Raw genomic sequence first — 13,931 nt, 5'->3', positions numbered from 1 at the left:
CGTAACGACACAACAAGCCGGGACGGGATAGGGGGGCAAAGGAGAGGGGCCGGGTGGTATCATGGCCCTCTCTTTTTCGTTACGAGGCAACGGCATGGCTACTCTGCGTCTGCTTATCTCCGATTCCCACGATCCCCACTTCAACCTGGCGGTGGAGGAGTGCATCTTCCGCCAGATGGACCCGCACCAGCGGGTGCTCTTCCTGTGGCGCAACGCCAATACCGTGGTGATCGGCCGCGCCCAGAACCCCTGGAAGGAGTGCAACACCCGCCGGATGGAGGAGGACGGGGTGACCCTGGCCAGGCGCAGCAGCGGTGGTGGCGCCGTGTTCCACGACCTTGGCAACAGCTGCTTCACCTTCATGGCGGGCAAGCCCGGCTATGACAAGAGCATCTCTACCGCCATCGTGCTGGATGCCCTGGCACGGCTCGGGGTCGAGGCCTTCGCCTCCGGCCGCAACGACTTGCTGGTGGCCACCCCGGATGGGGATCGCAAGGTGTCGGGCTCGGCCTACCGGGAGACCCTGGATCGCGGTTTTCACCATGGCACCCTGCTGCTCGATGCCGATCTCGGCCAGCTTGCCAACTACCTCAATCCCGATCCCAAGAAGCTGGCGGCCAAGGGGATCACCTCGGTGCGCAGCCGGGTCGCCAACCTAAGCGAGCTGCTCCCCGGTATCGACCATCAACAGGTGAGTCAGGCCCTGTGCGAGGCGTTTTTCAGCCATTATGGTGAGCAGGTTCAGCCCGAGCACATCTCCCCCGAGCGGATGCCAGACTTGCCGGGTTTTGCCGAAACCTTCGCCCGCCAGCGCAGTTGGGAGTGGAACTTTGGTCACGCCCCGGCGTTTACCCATCTGCTGGAGGAACGCTTTGGCTGGGGTGGGGTAGAGCTGCATTTCGATGTGGAGAAGGGGGCCATCAGTCGTGCCCGGCTCTTTGGCGACATCCTGGATCCTGCCCCGTTCGAGCTGCTTGGCGAGCGTCTGATCGGCTGCCCCTATCAACCCGAGGCGCTGGAGGCGTGCCTGCAACCCTGGCTTGCGGCCTACCCGTCCCGGCACGATGAGTTGGCCGAGTTTGTCACCTGGTTGCGGACGGCGCTGCGTTGATCGACTTGCCAGCCAAAGTGTGAGCCAGGTAACAAAACGTGAAGGGGTGCTCAAAAGGCCCCTTTCTGCCAGCCCCCGTCATCACTCATTCATGACAAAAAGTAGGGGAGCCCATTAGATATTGTCGCTGTTGATGGTGTGATCCGAGCGGTATAAGAACCGCACACTTGCAGTACTAATGGTATAAAAATGAGTGACCTGGTTTATCTGAAAGATGAAGGCGTCAACGCCGTTCACCCCGATTTTGCTGCCCGTTTTGCCACCGTCAAAGCCAATTTTTTCTCACGCGATCCCGATCTCTGGCCTGTGTTCCGCGAACCCGGTTTTGCCACCCTCAATGAATTTCGTCGTCGCGGTCTGGCCCCCGATGCCCGCCTGAATGCCTGGCCGGACGGCCGCGCCCGCCTCGCCGATCTGTGCGAGACCATGCCGGTGCCGGCGGCCATGCGTACCCCGGGCGAGCCCATGGCCGAACTGCTGTTTGCCGGTGCACTGTCCAAAGACTGGGAGAACCCCTCGAGCGTCGAGAACGTCATCACCATGTCGGCGGATCCCGCCATCTACGGTGCCCAGATGGGCATTTTGGCCAATCCCAACCTGGTCTACTCCGAATACGCCGGGGTGGCCGAGGAGCTGGAGAAGAAGGTGGTGCGCCAGATTGCGCTGCTGGCGGGTTACGACCCCGAGCGGGCCACCGGCATCTTCACCCAGGGGGGGACCTTCTGTAACCTCTACGGCTACCTGCTCGGCATTCGCAAGAGCCTGCCCGAGGCCAAGCACAAGGGGCTCGGCCACTATCAGGACTACCGCATCATCAACTCTCAGGGCGGCCACTACTCCAACATCACCAACCTCTCCCTGCTCGGGGTGGACATCGAGAACAAGACCATCCGCATTCAGGTCGGCGAGAACAACGACATCGATCTGGTCGATCTCGAGCGCACCCTGACCGCCTGTTTTGCCTTGAAGCACGTGGTGCCCACCATCATGCTCACCATGGGCACCACCGACACCTTCGGGGTGGATCAGGTCAAACCCGTGGTGGACCTGCGGGATCGCCTGTGCGAGCGCTTCGAGGTGGCGGTCAAGCCCCACATCCACGTGGACGCCGCCATCGGCTGGTCGATGATCTTCTTCCTCGATTACGATTTTGCCGCCAACCCGCTGGCCATTAACGCCGCCACCCTGGCCGGTATCGAGCGCAACGTGGCGCGTTTTGCCGAGCTGAAATATGCCGACTCCTTCACCGTCGACTTCCAGAAGTGGGGCTATGTGCCCTACACCTCGAGCCTGGTGATGATCAAGGAGCAGGACGATCTCAAGGCGATGGAGAACGATCCGGAGAACTTCTCCTATTTCGAGCGCGACATCCAGGGCCACACCCACCTGCAGTCCACCATAGAGTGCTCCCGCGGGGCGAGCGGTCTGTTTGGCGCCTACGCGGCCCTCAACTACCTGGGGGTCGAGGGGTATCGCACCGTGCTGGCCCACTGCCTGCAAAATGCCAACTACTTCCGCTTCCGTCTGAGCCAGCTTGGCAACGTCAAGCTGGTGGCCCAGGAGAACCAGGGACCGAGCGTGGGCTTCAAGATCTACAACCCCGAGTGGGTGCAGGATCCGGAGGCCGAGTTCGCCTTTGAGCTGGCTCGCAGCCCCGATCCCGCCTACAAGGCGCGGCTGGCGCGCAACACCGACTGGCATCGCCAGATCTTCAAGGGGCGCGGCAAGGTGGGGCTCTACACCAACTGGGTCGAGGCGGTGGCCCGCTCCGACTACGACGCGCGTGGGCGTTACTCCTACATTGCCGGGGAAAAGGCGGTGTTTATGAACCCGGCCTGCGGCCGCGAGCAGATCGACGCCTTTATCGAACACCTTCGCGGCTAAGCAGGGGGCGTTATTGCCAGTCACACAAGCTGACAGCGGGCTGCGTCGAAAACGCGCCAAGTAACGCGCCAAGTAAAAAGGGCAAGCCAATGGCTTGCCCTTTTACATTGTCGTAGAGCCGGGATCAGAGGGCCAGCAGCCGCTCGTTTTCGACGATCTCGATCCCTGCTGGTTGGCGGGCGAGCATGAGCATGGCGTGAGCCACCTGATGGGCCTCGATGGCACGCCAGCGGGTCAGTTTGCCCCGCAGCAGCGGGCGAAACAGCGGGTAGATAGCCTGAAAGCACTGCTCCGAGAGGCGGGGAGGGGAGCGATGGCCGAGCAGCATGGCGGGGCGCACGATGGCGAGCCGCTGCCAGGGCAGGGCCAGCAGGGCCTGCTCCATCTGCCCCTTGGTGCGCGGATAGAGGGCCGGGGAGTCGGGATTGGCCCCCAGGCTCGAGACTACCACAAGACGCTGACAGCCGTGGCGACGGGCCAGATCGGCAAATGCCAACACATAGTCGAGATCGACCCGGCGAAACGCCTCGGCAGAGCCTGCCGCCTTGCGAGTCGTGCCCAGGGCGCAGAAGGCGAGATCCACCGGCTGGGGCAGGGCCACTTCGGCCAGCTTGTCGAAGTCCACCGGCAACCAGTGGTGGGGGGCCTCTCCCGGTTTGCGACAGAGCAGGGTCAGCTCATGCTCGACGGGCATCTGCTTTACCAGCTCGCGGCCGATCAATCCGCTGGCCCCGGCTATCAGAATACGGCTCATGGCGTTCTCCCTGGCATCATGCCTTCACTAAAACAAAACCGGCGCGAGGCCGGTTTTGCGATATATCAGAGCGGGGTATTGAAGGCTGCGGGCAGCGGGAAGTCCCCCGTCACCGTGGTGAGTCTGTCATTGGCGAAGGTCAGAGTGAGCTCCTTGCGCTCTTTCTCGCCGCGCCCCGGCTGGAATTCATAGAGATAGTACCAGGTGTTGGGATCGAAGCCGTCGCGCAGCATGGGGGTCCCCAGTACATAGCTGACCTGCTCGCGGGTCATGCCCTGGCGCAGTTTGTCGACCTGTTTTTGTTCCACATAGTTGCCCTGGGGAATATCGATACGATAGACCAGGCTGCAACCGGAGAGGGTGAGGGCGGTCAGGGCCGCGGCAATCAGGTGTTTCATCCGCATATCGAGTTCAGATCATCCATACAGTCTTTTTTGGCTCGGCAAATCATACCGACTCCCTCCACGGAAGTAAAAAGCCATTGATCCATCAGCCAATAAAAAGGGCCGCATTGCGACCCTTGCTGAGATGGTGCAACCATGACCCGGTTACATGGCCGCACGGAAGATGGCGACGATCTCCTCGTGGCTCGCCTGTTTCGGGTTGGTGAAGCCGCAGGCATCTTTCAGGGCGTTGCTGGCCAGGGTGTCGAAGTCATCGACCTTGACGCCGAGCTGTTCGAGGCCGGCCGGGATCTTGACATCGCGGGCCAGGGCCTTGATGGCCTCGATGGCGGCGGCAGCGCCCTGCTCGTCGCTCATGGCGCTGACATCCACACCCATGAAACCGGCCACATCCTTCAGACGGGCGGCGCTCACCTGGGCGTTGTAGGCCTGAACATGGGGCAGCAGCACGGCGTTACAGACCCCGTGTGGCAGGTCGTAGAAGCCGCCGAGCTGGTGGGCCATGGCGTGCACGTAGCCAAGGCTTGCGTTGTTGAACGCCATGCCGGCCAGGAACTGGGCATAGGCCATCTGCTCGCGGGCGTGCAGATCATCGCCCTGGTTGACGGCGGTGCGCAGGTGTTTGGCAATCAGCTGGATTGCCATGACGGCGCTGGCATCGGTCACCGGGGTAGCGATGGTGGAGACATACGCCTCGATGGCGTGGGTCAGGGCATCCATGCCGGTGGCGGCGGTGAGGCCAGCGGGCTTGGCCAGCATCAGCTCGGGGTCGTTGACCGACATCAGCGGGGTGACGTGCTTGTCGATGATGGCCATCTTCACGTGACGGGCCTCGTCGGTGATGATGCAAAAACGGGTCATTTCGGAGGCGGTGCCGGCCGTGGTGTTGATGGCGATCAGCGGCAGTTGCGGCTTGGCGGAGCGATCCACCCCTTCGTAGTCCTTGATGTTGCCGCCGTTGGCCGCCACCAGGGCGATACCCTTGGCGCAGTCATGGGGGGAGCCGCCACCCAGAGAGATGACGCAGTCGCAGCAATTGGCCTTGATCATCGCCAGACCCGCTTCCACGTTGCTGGTGGTGGGGTTGGGCTTGGTCTCGTCAAATACCACGCTGTCGATGCCGTTTTGTGCCAGCAGGGCGGTGAGCTTGGTCACTACGCCGATTTGGTTGAGGATCTTGTCGGTGACGATCAGTGCCTTGCGGTAGCCGTAACCCTTGATGTCGGCCGCCGCCTCTTGCAGACAGCCTGCACCCATCAGGTTGATCGCGGGGATATAGAACTTGAATGTTGCCATGATGGAATTCCTGTCGTTAGCCATTAAGTGGTATGCGGGCTTCAACATAGCACCCAGAGAGGGGATGGAAAGGGGTCAATGGTATCTGTTTTACAACTTTATGGACTCGATCACGTACTGGCAAAACGGGGTACGACAGGGATTGACAAGGGGGAGAGACAAATGGCGACACGAAAAACGTTTTCCAATTAATTCATCAAGTTAGCAAACGTTTTGCGCGCAATTTGCGACTGTCAATGCATGGAAGTGTGAGGCGCTTCAAGGAATTGGCAGACGCTTTCGCCCATAGTTGGCCCTTCCCCGAACAGGGGAGCAGGCTTGAAACCTATTATTAAGAATCATCTTATCGTGCGCCCGGACCATGTTTGGCAGGGGGCAACCAGGAGTCCACTATGTCTGATGTTTTTCACTTGGGTTTGAAAAAGGCTGATCTGCAAGGCGCCACCCTGGCGATCGTCCCCGGTGATCCCGAGCGCGTGAAGCGCATCGCCGAGCTGATGGACAACCCTGTGCTGCTGGCCAGCCACCGTGAATTCACCACTTGGCGCGGCGAGATGGACGGCAAGGCCGTCATCGTCTGCTCCACCGGCATCGGTGGCCCGTCCACCTCCATCGCCGTGGAAGAGCTGGCCCAACTGGGGATCCGCACCTTCCTGCGCATCGGCACCACCGGCGCCATCCAACCGCACCTGAACGTGGGCGATGTGATCGTCACCACCGGCTCCGTGCGTCTCGACGGTGCCAGCCTGCACTTCGCCCCGATGGAATTCCCGGCCGTCGCCGACTTCGAGTGCACCACTGCACTGGTCGAGACCGCCAAGGAGCTTGGCTCCAAGCTGCACGTGGGCGTGACCGCTTCCTCCGACACCTTCTACCCGGGTCAGGAGCGTTACGACACCTTCTCCGGTCGCGTGGTACAACGCTTCCAGGGCTCCATGAAGGAGTGGCAATCCATGGGCGTGCTGAACTTCGAAATGGAGTCCGCCACCCTGCTGACCATGTGTGCCAGCCAGGGCCTGCGCGCGGGCATGGTGGCCGGTATCATAGTGAACCGCACCCAGCAGGAGATCCCGAACGCCGAAACCATGGCGAAGACCGAATCTGATGCCATCAAGATCGTGCTGGGCGCTGCCCGCAAGCTGATCTGATCGCCCTCTTTGTAACGAAGAGTACCGAGTGGGGGGTGGGGGCCGTTGCGAAAGCGCGGCCCCTATCTTTATCCACCGTTTCTCTCGTTTCCCTGTTCTTCCGTCCGCTCACCGTCTACTTTCTCATCCACTCGCTTGTCAGAAGGGGCAGACACACCTTGCCGCCATGGGCTCACCGCTTACCGGATGGACAAAATCGAGTTCGCTGGCGTGCAGCATCAGCCTTGGCGCCGTTTGTGTGCCGGGTCGTTCCATGCCGCCATAGAGATCGCAGCCGAGGATAGGGTGGCCCAGCCACTGGCTGTGAATGCGCAGCTGGTGGGTGCGCCCCGTCTCCGGCACCAGCCTGACCCGGGTCAGGGGAATGGCGCCCTGCTCCCCCTGGCGCATCAGGCGTTCCACTACCTGAAAGCGGGAGCGGGCCGGTTTGCCGCTGTTATCGCAGATCTTCATCAGGGGAAAGAGCGCCGGATCCTTGGCGATGGGCGCTTCGATCACCCCCTCGTCTGCCGCCAGATGGCCGCACAGCAGGGCGTGATAGGCCTTGCTCACGGCACGCTGGCTGAACTGGTGGCAGAGGGCGGCATTGATAGCCTTGTTTCTGGCCACCACCATGATGCCCGAAGTGCCAAAGTCGAGGCGGTGCACCAGAGTACAGCCGGGATACGCCTGCACCAGCCGATGGTGGACCGAGTCGAGGTTTTGCGGGTTCTTGCCCGAGAGGCTCAGCAGGCCGCTCGGCTTGTTGATGAGCAGCAGGTGCTCGTCTGCAAACAGGATCTCGATGGCAGCCTCGCAGGGCGGGGCGATAAAGGTATCGACGATAACGGACATAAGGGACGCGGGCTGGAAAAGGGGGGAGGGAATCATACCCGAACGGGCGGCGCGCGGCGAATCGGGGTGGGCACACGGTAGATCGCGATGCTAACTGCTTGATTAGTCGGGAGGGCGCCATTTTGTGACTCCCTCCCGAGTTAATCCGGCCGCCGCTTGTTAAGGTATGGCTCCCTGTCATGTTGTAAGGAGTCTGTCCATGGCGTTGCCCGTTATTCTCGATTGTGATCCCGGCCACGATGATGCCATCGCCCTCATTCTGGCATTGGCCAGCCCCGAGCTGAAGGTGCTGGCAGTGACCACCAGCGCTGGCAACCAGACGCCTGACAAGACCCTCAACAACGCCCTGCGCATCCTCACCTTGCTGGGCCGCCACGACATTCCGGTGGCGGCGGGGGCGCCCAAACCCCTGGCCCGCGAGCTCATCATCGCCGACAACGTACACGGGGAGTCGGGCCTGGATGGCCCGAAATTGCCGGATCCCGCCTTTGCCCCACAGGCGATGACGGCACTCGAATTGATGGTCAAATGCCTGCGCGAGAGTCCCAAGCCCGTGACCCTGGTGCCGACCGGACCGCTCACCAACATAGCCCTGCTGCTGGCGGCCCACCCCGAGCTCAAGTCCAAAATAGCCCGCATTGTGCTGATGGGGGGCGCGGCCGGACCGGGCAACTGGATCCCGGCGGCGGAATTCAACATTTATGTGGACCCAGAAGCGGCCGATATGGTGTTCAACTCAGGGATCCCCATCACCATGTGCGGCCTCGATGTGACCCACGAGGCGCAGGTGATGGACGAGGATATCGAGCGGGTGCGCGCCATCGCCAATCCGGTGGCCCAGTGCGTGGCCGGTCTGCTCGACTTTTTCATGATCTACCACCGGGATCCCAAGTGGGGATTTGCCGGTGCCCCGCTGCATGATCCCTGCACCATCGCCTGGCTACTGGCCCCCGAGCTGTTTCAGGGCATCGAATGCCGGGTCGATATCGAGACGCAGGGGGCACATACTAGCGGCATGACGGTGGTGGATCGCTACTGTCTCACCGGCAAGCCGGCCAATGCGCTGGTGTTGCTGGGGCTGGATCGCCCGGGCTTTATCGACTTGCTGGTCACGCGGCTGCGCGCCTTTGACTGAGCACAGACTCACTCTCAACAGAAGGGACAGGGAATGTGGAAGACAGGGTTGGCACTGTTGGCCGGGTTGCAACTGAGCGGCTGTGCGTCGCCGTTCGAGCGGATGTGGCAGGGACTGGCCACCTGCGATCTCGCCGAGCTCTATGTCGATGGCGAGACCGGGCAGGCGGCCAATGCGCAGCTCGGGAAGTACGTCCCCTACAAGGTGAGCGACGGCTTTGCCTGGTACAAGCTGCATGAAGAGTTGCACGGCTTGCCGGTGGTCGGTTTTATCGTGCCGGCTTCCACCTTCGAGGTGCACGCCCTCTTTATCGATACCCCCATCGCCAACGCGCGGCGGCTGACCCACAACGCCTATGGCAGCGAGTTTGCCGACGAAACCCTGCACGACGAGGGCAAGGCTCCCCTGCTGCTGCGCGACCCCAACAACCCCAAACGCACCATCATCGACTGCACCCGTGGCGAGTCGGAAGGGGAGCAGGGGGATGCGACCCTGCCAGAATAGGGGCAATTCGGCGCACAAATCCGGCGTACAAAAAAAGAGGGGCCAGCCCATCCGGCTGGCCCCTCTTGTGATCTTTTAACCCAAGCTCAGGGATAGCTCAGGGTCTCCTTGATGACCGGCAACCTCACGGCAATCCACTCGGGATTGATGGGGCCCCAGTCGCTGATGCGGTAGTGCCCCTGCAGATGGCGGGCCCCCTCGGTTTGCTCGAAGCCGCAGCAGATATCGAGATCCGCCAGTGCCGCCAGGGTGTCCTGGGCGGTGCGCCGCGGCATGCCGGTGGCCGCCATGATGGCGGGGACCGTATCCGTGCCCTGGCTTATCAGCCAGGCTACGTAGAGGCGGCGGTAGAAGCTGGTGCGGGTCTTGCTCGATTCAGTCATATCTCGTCCTCGAGGCGATCGAAGTAGCGCCAGGTGGCCAGCGCAGCCTTGCCCATCACCAGGGCCCAGACACAGAACCAGAACCAGCGGAAGAAGCTCCAGGTGGAGGCGTCGGGCTCTGTGCTCTCAATCTTGGTGACGTTGGGGAACATGGAGAACATGTTCACGCGCCAGCCGTAGGAAGTAATGATGGCCAGGCGCTTTTCGAACTCCATGGATTTGGCCTTGGCCTGGACGTCGGCGGCGTTGAACTTGAAGTAGAAGGGCCAGCCCCACTCGGTATCTTCGTTGCGGAACACCCGGATCTGCTCACCGGGACGCTCGGTGTAGATGTAGTAGACGTCGGTGGTGGGGCCATCGGCCGGGTTCTTCTTGCTGATGGGGCCATCCTTGTCGGTACGTTTCACCTCGACCCCAGTGATGGTGGCGATGGTGTGCTCCGGCAGGTAGTAGTCGAGCCAGGTGGCAGAGAGCAGGGCGATCAGGCCCAGCAGAATAAAGGCGGGTTTCTTGAATTTCAGGCTCATGGATGTGCTCGCGTGAGGGGGAGTAACGTGCCTCTACCATACTCACATTTGGCGGAGCGGCCTAGCCCCTTATGGCACCACAAGCCAAAAAATGGCGTTTAAAACAGAAACAAACCCTTCACCTTAGCAACAAAAAAGGCCCTTGCGGGCCTTTGAAAACGGATGGCTATTACAGTTGGAACTGGGCGAGCTGCCTGCGCTGCTGCTCGGCCAGCTGGGAGAGCTCCTGGCTGGCGCTGGCGCTCTGGCTGATCCCGGCAGAGCTCTGGCTCACTATCTCGTGAATGTTGGAGATGTTGCGGCTGATGTCCGCGGTGACGCAGGACTGCTCCTCGGCGGCGGTGGCCACCTGGGCGTTGGCGTCATTGATTTGCTGCACCGCGCCGGTGATCCCGCCAAGCAGGCTCTGTACCTCGGCCGCGAGACGCTGGTTGTGCTCAAGGATGGTCAGGGTCTCCTGCACCCCCTGGTTGGCAGAGAGGGACTGGCTCTGCAATTGCTCTATGATGCCCTGGATCTCCTTGGTGGACTCCTGGGTGCGAGCCGCCAGCATCCGTACCTCGTCGGCTACCACCGCGAAGCCGCGACCGGTTTCACCGGCGCGGGCGGCCTCGATGGCGGCGTTGAGGGCCAGCAGGTTGGTCTGCTCCGAGATGCCCTGAATGACTTCAATCACCTTGCCGATCTGCTCGGACTGGGACTTGAGCCGGGCCACTACGGCGGCGGCGCTCTCCAGACTGCCCGCCATGCGATCGTTGGCGGCTACGCTCTCGCCAAAGAGGGTGAGCCCCTGCTCGACCCGGCTGTTGGCATCGCGGGCCAGATCGTCGGCCACGGCGGCGTTGTGGTTGACGTTGTCGGCGGTGCTGGAGAGTTCGGTGACCGCCGAAGCAACCTGTTCGATCTCGCCACGTTGCTGCTGGGCGTTCGCCTCGGCCTGGGTCATCACGGCGGCGAGCTCGGTGGCGGCGGAGGCCACATTCTGGCTGATGCCGGTCAGGGTCTGGATGGTGTTGCCGAGCTGGCTCAGGGTGAGGTTGATGTCCCGCGCCAGGTGTGTCACTTCGTTGTTGCCCTCTTCATTGGCACGGACGTTGAAGCGGCCCTGGGCCATGGCGCGCATCACCCCCTGCAGCTGGCTGATAGGTTGCACGATATGACCTGACAGCCACCAGCCGCAGGCCAGGGCCGCGATCAGGGCGGCGACCGTCAGCAGCAGGGCATGAAATAGAGCCTCATCATAGTGTTCCTGCTCCCGGACCAGTTCGCCCTGGATCAGCTGGTTGATGTGGGCGGACATGCCATCGATCTCCTTGTTCAGTTGCTCGCCCAGCTGGCGGAAATGGAGGCGGGCCGCCTCAAAGGCAACCGGATCCGCATTGCCCTGATGTTGCAGTGCCAGCAGCGGCATCATCTTGCCGCGCAGATGATCCAGATAGGCTTGCAGCGCCGCCATTACCTGGCGGTTATCCTGCTCGGCCCCCTCTATCACCAGACGGGCGAGAATGCCCCGGATCTCTTGCTCGGCTGCGTTGAGGCTGGCGGGCAGCTCGGCGAACTGCTTGGCGTCGTAGAGGCCGTAGATGGCATTGGTGCGCATCCGGTAGGCGGCATGGATCAGGGTGGCAATGTCATCCTTGTGGCGGATCACGCTGGCGGTTGTGTCATTTATCTCCCGAATGGCGTTGTCGACTTCCTGTTTGCTGAATCCGGCGGTGATGACCATCAGCAGACTGGCAAGGAGTAATGGAACGAGAACTTGAAGGCGAATTGATAGATTATTCAATGACATAAAAGGCTCTAATCGGAAGAATGGCAAAGTTCGGCATCTTACACAGACGCGACAAGGGTTGTCACAGACTTTGTTGCCGACGTTGGAGGTAGTTACAGTTTTTTCTTGTGGTAAAAGAGCGAGATAGACGACACTGTCTGGCCAACTTGGTATAAGTTCGACCAATCTGATTGGATTGGGTCTGTCAGTTCCCGTTTTGTCCCTGTTCTATGCGTTCCATGGAGGTGTTGTGTGTCCAGCTGGATTGATCCGGCCATTCTGGCGTTGTTTATTCCCACTTTTTTCTTTGTCTCCGTGACCCCCGGCATGTGCATGACCCTGGCGATGACCCTGGGCATGAGCCTGGGAGTGCGCCGGGCCCTGCACATGATGTGGGGGGAGCTTATCGGGGTGGGGCTGGTCTCGGTACTGTCGGTGATCGGGGTGGCGGCCATCATGCTCAACTACCCGGGGATCTTCGCCGCGTTCAAATACGTGGGGGGCGCCTATCTGATGTGGCTCGGCATCCAGATGTGGCAGGCCAGGGGCAAGATGGCCATTCCGGCGGATCTCTCGGCGGGCCAGCAGACCAGCGCCATGGGACTGGCCATGCAGGGCTTCGTGACCGCCATCGCCAATCCCAAGGGGTGGGCCTTCATGATCTCCCTGCTGCCTCCCTTTATCTCGGCAAGCAAGCCGATGGCGCCGCAGATCTCGGCGCTGGTGGCCCTTATTCTGCTCATCGAGTTCTCCTGCCTGCTGCTCTACGCCAGCGGTGGCCGCACCCTGCGCCACTTCCTCGCCAGGAGTGGCAACGTCACCCTGATGAACCGCATCGCCGGCACCCTGATGTTGGGGGTCGGCGTCTGGCTGGCGCTGGGTTGACAAAAAGTGCATGAAAAATGCCCCCCTCTTTGGCAAAAGAGGGGGGCATTTTTGTGGGGGGCGTCAGGCCTTGCGGGTGAAGCGTCTGACCCAGGGATTGGCGCTCACCCCGTGCAGAATGACGCTCAAGATAATGGTGCAGAGCACGGTGGCGATGACGGGCAACTGGCCCGTCAGGGCCGGCTGATGCTGCAGCACCATGACGGCGAAGACGATGCTGGCCAGCCCCCTTGGCCCGAACCAGCCGATAAAGAGCTTGAGTTCCAGGGATTGACCCGTGCCCAGCAGGCTCAGCCAGACCGGCACCATGCGCAGCATGGTGAGGCTGGCGGCACCATAGAGCCAGTACTGCCACTGCAGCAGGATGGGCAGCAGCGGCATCATGATGGCGCCAAATACCATCCAGATAACCACCGAGAGCAGATCACCGTACCCTTCACAGCTGTCCAAGTAGGCGTGCTTGTGCTCCCCCAAGCGATGGCCGATCAGCAGCCCCCCGACAAAGGCGGCGATAAAGCCGCTGCCACCTAGCGTCTGGGCCAGGGCAAAACAGAGCAGGGCCAGCCCCGGCATGGTGAGCTGGCGCCACAGCGGCAACTGCCAGCCATTGAGATAGGAGAGTTTGAGCAATCGGATGGTCAGGGTGCTGAGCACGAAGGCCACCAGCACCCCTATGCCTATCTCTTCCAATAACAGGGTCACGGCCAGGGTGGCGGTGCCCGCATGTTGTTCGGTGGGGGCGATCAGGGCGAGCAGCAGCAGGAGCACTGGCACACAGATGCCATCGTTGAGGCCGCTCTCCTGATTGAGCCCCTCCCGCACCGCTGCCGGTACCGCCGGATTGCTCACCACCGCCTTGCCGAGCGCCGCATCGGTCGGAGCCAGTATGGTAGCGAGGATCGCCACCTCCAGCAGTGGCAGTTCGGGAAACAGCAGGCGGCCGAACAGGGTACCCGTCAGCAGGGTCAGGGGCAGGCCGATGAGCAGCAACCGGACGGGGAGCTGGCGGTTGGCCAGCAGCACCTGCCAGTTGGTGTTGGCAGCGTCGTTGAACAGCACTATGACCAGGGCCAGCTCGGCCAGCAGTTTGAGCCCTTCGCTGTCGATATCGAGGGAGAGCAGGCCCAGACCGCCAGAGCCCAGCACGCCGCCCACCAGCAGAAACAGCAGGGGACCGTTGATGAGCTTGGATTCGAAGCGTCCGGCAATCAGGCTGTAGAGCAGTAAAAAGGCGGCGAGCACCGCCAGGTTCTGGTAGATCACAGACGCCTCCATGGGCTCTCCTCCTCGTTACT

14 protein-coding genes are annotated in these 13,931 nt (G+C 61.7%); 6 read left to right on the top strand and 8 right to left on the bottom strand.

Translation table 11 applies throughout. The features are described from left to right. Positions 1-94 precede the first annotated feature (94 nt). Positions 95-1,111, top strand: coding sequence for a lipoate--protein ligase A (locus ACB028_RS01420; protein ID WP_371143490.1), 1,017 nt, complete (start codon positions 95-97; stop codon positions 1,109-1,111). Positions 1,112-1,300: 189 nt separating this feature from the next. Continuing rightward, positions 1,301-2,995, top strand: a complete 1,695-nt coding sequence (locus ACB028_RS01415; RefSeq protein ID WP_124240136.1) for a pyridoxal-dependent decarboxylase — start codon at positions 1,301-1,303, stop codon at positions 2,993-2,995. A gap of 124 nt (positions 2,996-3,119) precedes the next feature. Here ACB028_RS01415 and ACB028_RS01410 read toward each other — a convergent pair whose 3' ends face one another. From ACB028_RS01410 to yiaY, 3 genes are all read right to left on the bottom strand, one after another. After that, complete coding sequence (locus ACB028_RS01410) at positions 3,120-3,749, bottom strand: NAD(P)H-binding protein (protein WP_342009533.1); 630 nt, start codon at positions 3,747-3,749, stop codon at positions 3,120-3,122. Between the two features lie 65 nt (positions 3,750-3,814). Next, positions 3,815-4,153, bottom strand: a complete 339-nt coding sequence (gene bamE / locus ACB028_RS01405; RefSeq protein ID WP_026457574.1) for an outer membrane protein assembly factor BamE — start codon at positions 4,151-4,153, stop codon at positions 3,815-3,817. 144 nt (positions 4,154-4,297) lie between these two features. After that, positions 4,298-5,449 carry an L-threonine dehydrogenase gene (gene yiaY, locus ACB028_RS01400; RefSeq protein ID WP_371143310.1) on the bottom strand — a complete coding sequence of 384 codons (1,152 nt, stop codon included), beginning with the start codon at positions 5,447-5,449 and terminating at the stop codon, positions 4,298-4,300. Between the two features lie 392 nt (positions 5,450-5,841). Here yiaY and udp point away from each other — a divergent pair, with 392 nt between their 5' ends. Beyond that, positions 5,842-6,597 (top strand): uridine phosphorylase, encoded by a 756-nt coding sequence (udp, locus tag ACB028_RS01395; RefSeq protein ID WP_042072075.1) that lies wholly within the window; start codon positions 5,842-5,844, stop codon positions 6,595-6,597. A 138-nt stretch (positions 6,598-6,735) separates the two neighbouring features. Here the strand turns inward: udp and ACB028_RS01390 are convergent, their stop codons facing one another. After that, the gene (locus ACB028_RS01390) at positions 6,736-7,467 is read right to left on the bottom strand and encodes an RluA family pseudouridine synthase (protein WP_371143309.1); all 732 of its coding nucleotides are present in this window, start codon (positions 7,465-7,467) and stop codon (positions 6,736-6,738) included. Positions 7,468-7,630: 163 nt separating this feature from the next. Here ACB028_RS01390 and rihA point away from each other — a divergent pair, with 163 nt between their 5' ends. Then, positions 7,631-8,566, top strand: coding sequence for a pyrimidine-specific ribonucleoside hydrolase RihA (gene rihA, locus ACB028_RS01385; protein ID WP_371143308.1), 936 nt, complete (start codon positions 7,631-7,633; stop codon positions 8,564-8,566). A 33-nt stretch (positions 8,567-8,599) separates the two neighbouring features. Further along, entirely contained in the window at positions 8,600-9,070 is a 471-nt protein-coding gene (locus tag ACB028_RS01380) for a hypothetical protein (protein WP_371143307.1), read from the top strand. 86 nt (positions 9,071-9,156) lie between these two features. Here ACB028_RS01380 and ACB028_RS01375 read toward each other — a convergent pair whose 3' ends face one another. The 3 genes from ACB028_RS01375 to ACB028_RS01365 all read right to left on the bottom strand — a co-directional run bounded on the left by ACB028_RS01375 (position 9,157) and on the right by ACB028_RS01365 (position 11,772). After that, positions 9,157-9,453, bottom strand: a complete 297-nt coding sequence (locus tag ACB028_RS01375) for a helix-turn-helix domain-containing protein (protein ID WP_124240130.1) — start codon at positions 9,451-9,453, stop codon at positions 9,157-9,159. Next, complete coding sequence (locus ACB028_RS01370; protein WP_201940221.1) at positions 9,450-9,980, bottom strand: DUF1523 family protein; 531 nt, start codon at positions 9,978-9,980, stop codon at positions 9,450-9,452. Before ACB028_RS01370 ends, ACB028_RS01375 begins: the two co-directional genes overlap by 4 nt. A 169-nt stretch (positions 9,981-10,149) precedes the next feature. Continuing rightward, positions 10,150-11,772: a methyl-accepting chemotaxis protein gene (locus ACB028_RS01365; protein ID WP_371143306.1), complete on the bottom strand. Its 1,623-nt coding sequence runs from the start codon at positions 11,770-11,772 to the stop codon at positions 10,150-10,152. Positions 11,773-12,003: 231 nt separating this feature from the next. Here ACB028_RS01365 and ACB028_RS01360 point away from each other — a divergent pair, with 231 nt between their 5' ends. Continuing rightward, complete coding sequence (locus tag ACB028_RS01360) at positions 12,004-12,636, top strand: LysE family translocator (RefSeq protein WP_026456777.1); 633 nt, start codon at positions 12,004-12,006, stop codon at positions 12,634-12,636. Between the two features lie 63 nt (positions 12,637-12,699). On the opposite strand, the gene ACB028_RS01355 is transcribed toward ACB028_RS01360, so the two are convergent. Next, complete coding sequence (locus ACB028_RS01355) at positions 12,700-13,911, bottom strand: cation:proton antiporter (RefSeq protein ID WP_371143305.1); 1,212 nt, start codon at positions 13,909-13,911, stop codon at positions 12,700-12,702. Positions 13,912-13,931: the final 20 nt, after the last annotated feature.

This window comes from Aeromonas sp. S9(2024) (assembly GCF_041403185.1).
GTDB lineage: Bacteria > Pseudomonadota > Gammaproteobacteria > Enterobacterales > Aeromonadaceae > Aeromonas > Aeromonas enteropelogenes.
The sequence above is the reverse complement of the archived record's forward strand: the minus strand, read 5'-3'. Positions and strand labels throughout refer to the sequence as shown.

Coding starts and splice junctions, on each gene's coding strand:
- bamE (WP_026457574.1), bottom strand. CDS start 4,153: ATGCGGATGAAACACCTGATTGCCGCGGCCCTGACCGCCCTCACCCTC.
- ACB028_RS01365 (WP_371143306.1), bottom strand. CDS start 11,772: ATGTCATTGAATAATCTATCAATTCGCCTTCAAGTTCTCGTTCCATTA.
- ACB028_RS01355 (WP_371143305.1), bottom strand. CDS start 13,911: ATGGAGGCGTCTGTGATCTACCAGAACCTGGCGGTGCTCGCCGCCTTT.
- ACB028_RS01370 (WP_201940221.1), bottom strand. CDS start 9,980: ATGAGCCTGAAATTCAAGAAACCCGCCTTTATTCTGCTGGGCCTGATC.
- udp (WP_042072075.1), top strand. CDS start 5,842: ATGTCTGATGTTTTTCACTTGGGTTTGAAAAAGGCTGATCTGCAAGGC.
- ACB028_RS01410 (WP_342009533.1), bottom strand. CDS start 3,749: ATGAGCCGTATTCTGATAGCCGGGGCCAGCGGATTGATCGGCCGCGAG.
- ACB028_RS01380 (WP_371143307.1), top strand. CDS start 8,600: ATGTGGAAGACAGGGTTGGCACTGTTGGCCGGGTTGCAACTGAGCGGC.
- ACB028_RS01420 (WP_371143490.1), top strand. CDS start 95: ATGGCTACTCTGCGTCTGCTTATCTCCGATTCCCACGATCCCCACTTC.
- rihA (WP_371143308.1), top strand. CDS start 7,631: ATGGCGTTGCCCGTTATTCTCGATTGTGATCCCGGCCACGATGATGCC.
- yiaY (WP_371143310.1), bottom strand. CDS start 5,449: ATGGCAACATTCAAGTTCTATATCCCCGCGATCAACCTGATGGGTGCA.
- ACB028_RS01375 (WP_124240130.1), bottom strand. CDS start 9,453: ATGACTGAATCGAGCAAGACCCGCACCAGCTTCTACCGCCGCCTCTAC.
- ACB028_RS01415 (WP_124240136.1), top strand. CDS start 1,301: ATGAGTGACCTGGTTTATCTGAAAGATGAAGGCGTCAACGCCGTTCAC.
- ACB028_RS01390 (WP_371143309.1), bottom strand. CDS start 7,467: ATGATTCCCTCCCCCCTTTTCCAGCCCGCGTCCCTTATGTCCGTTATC.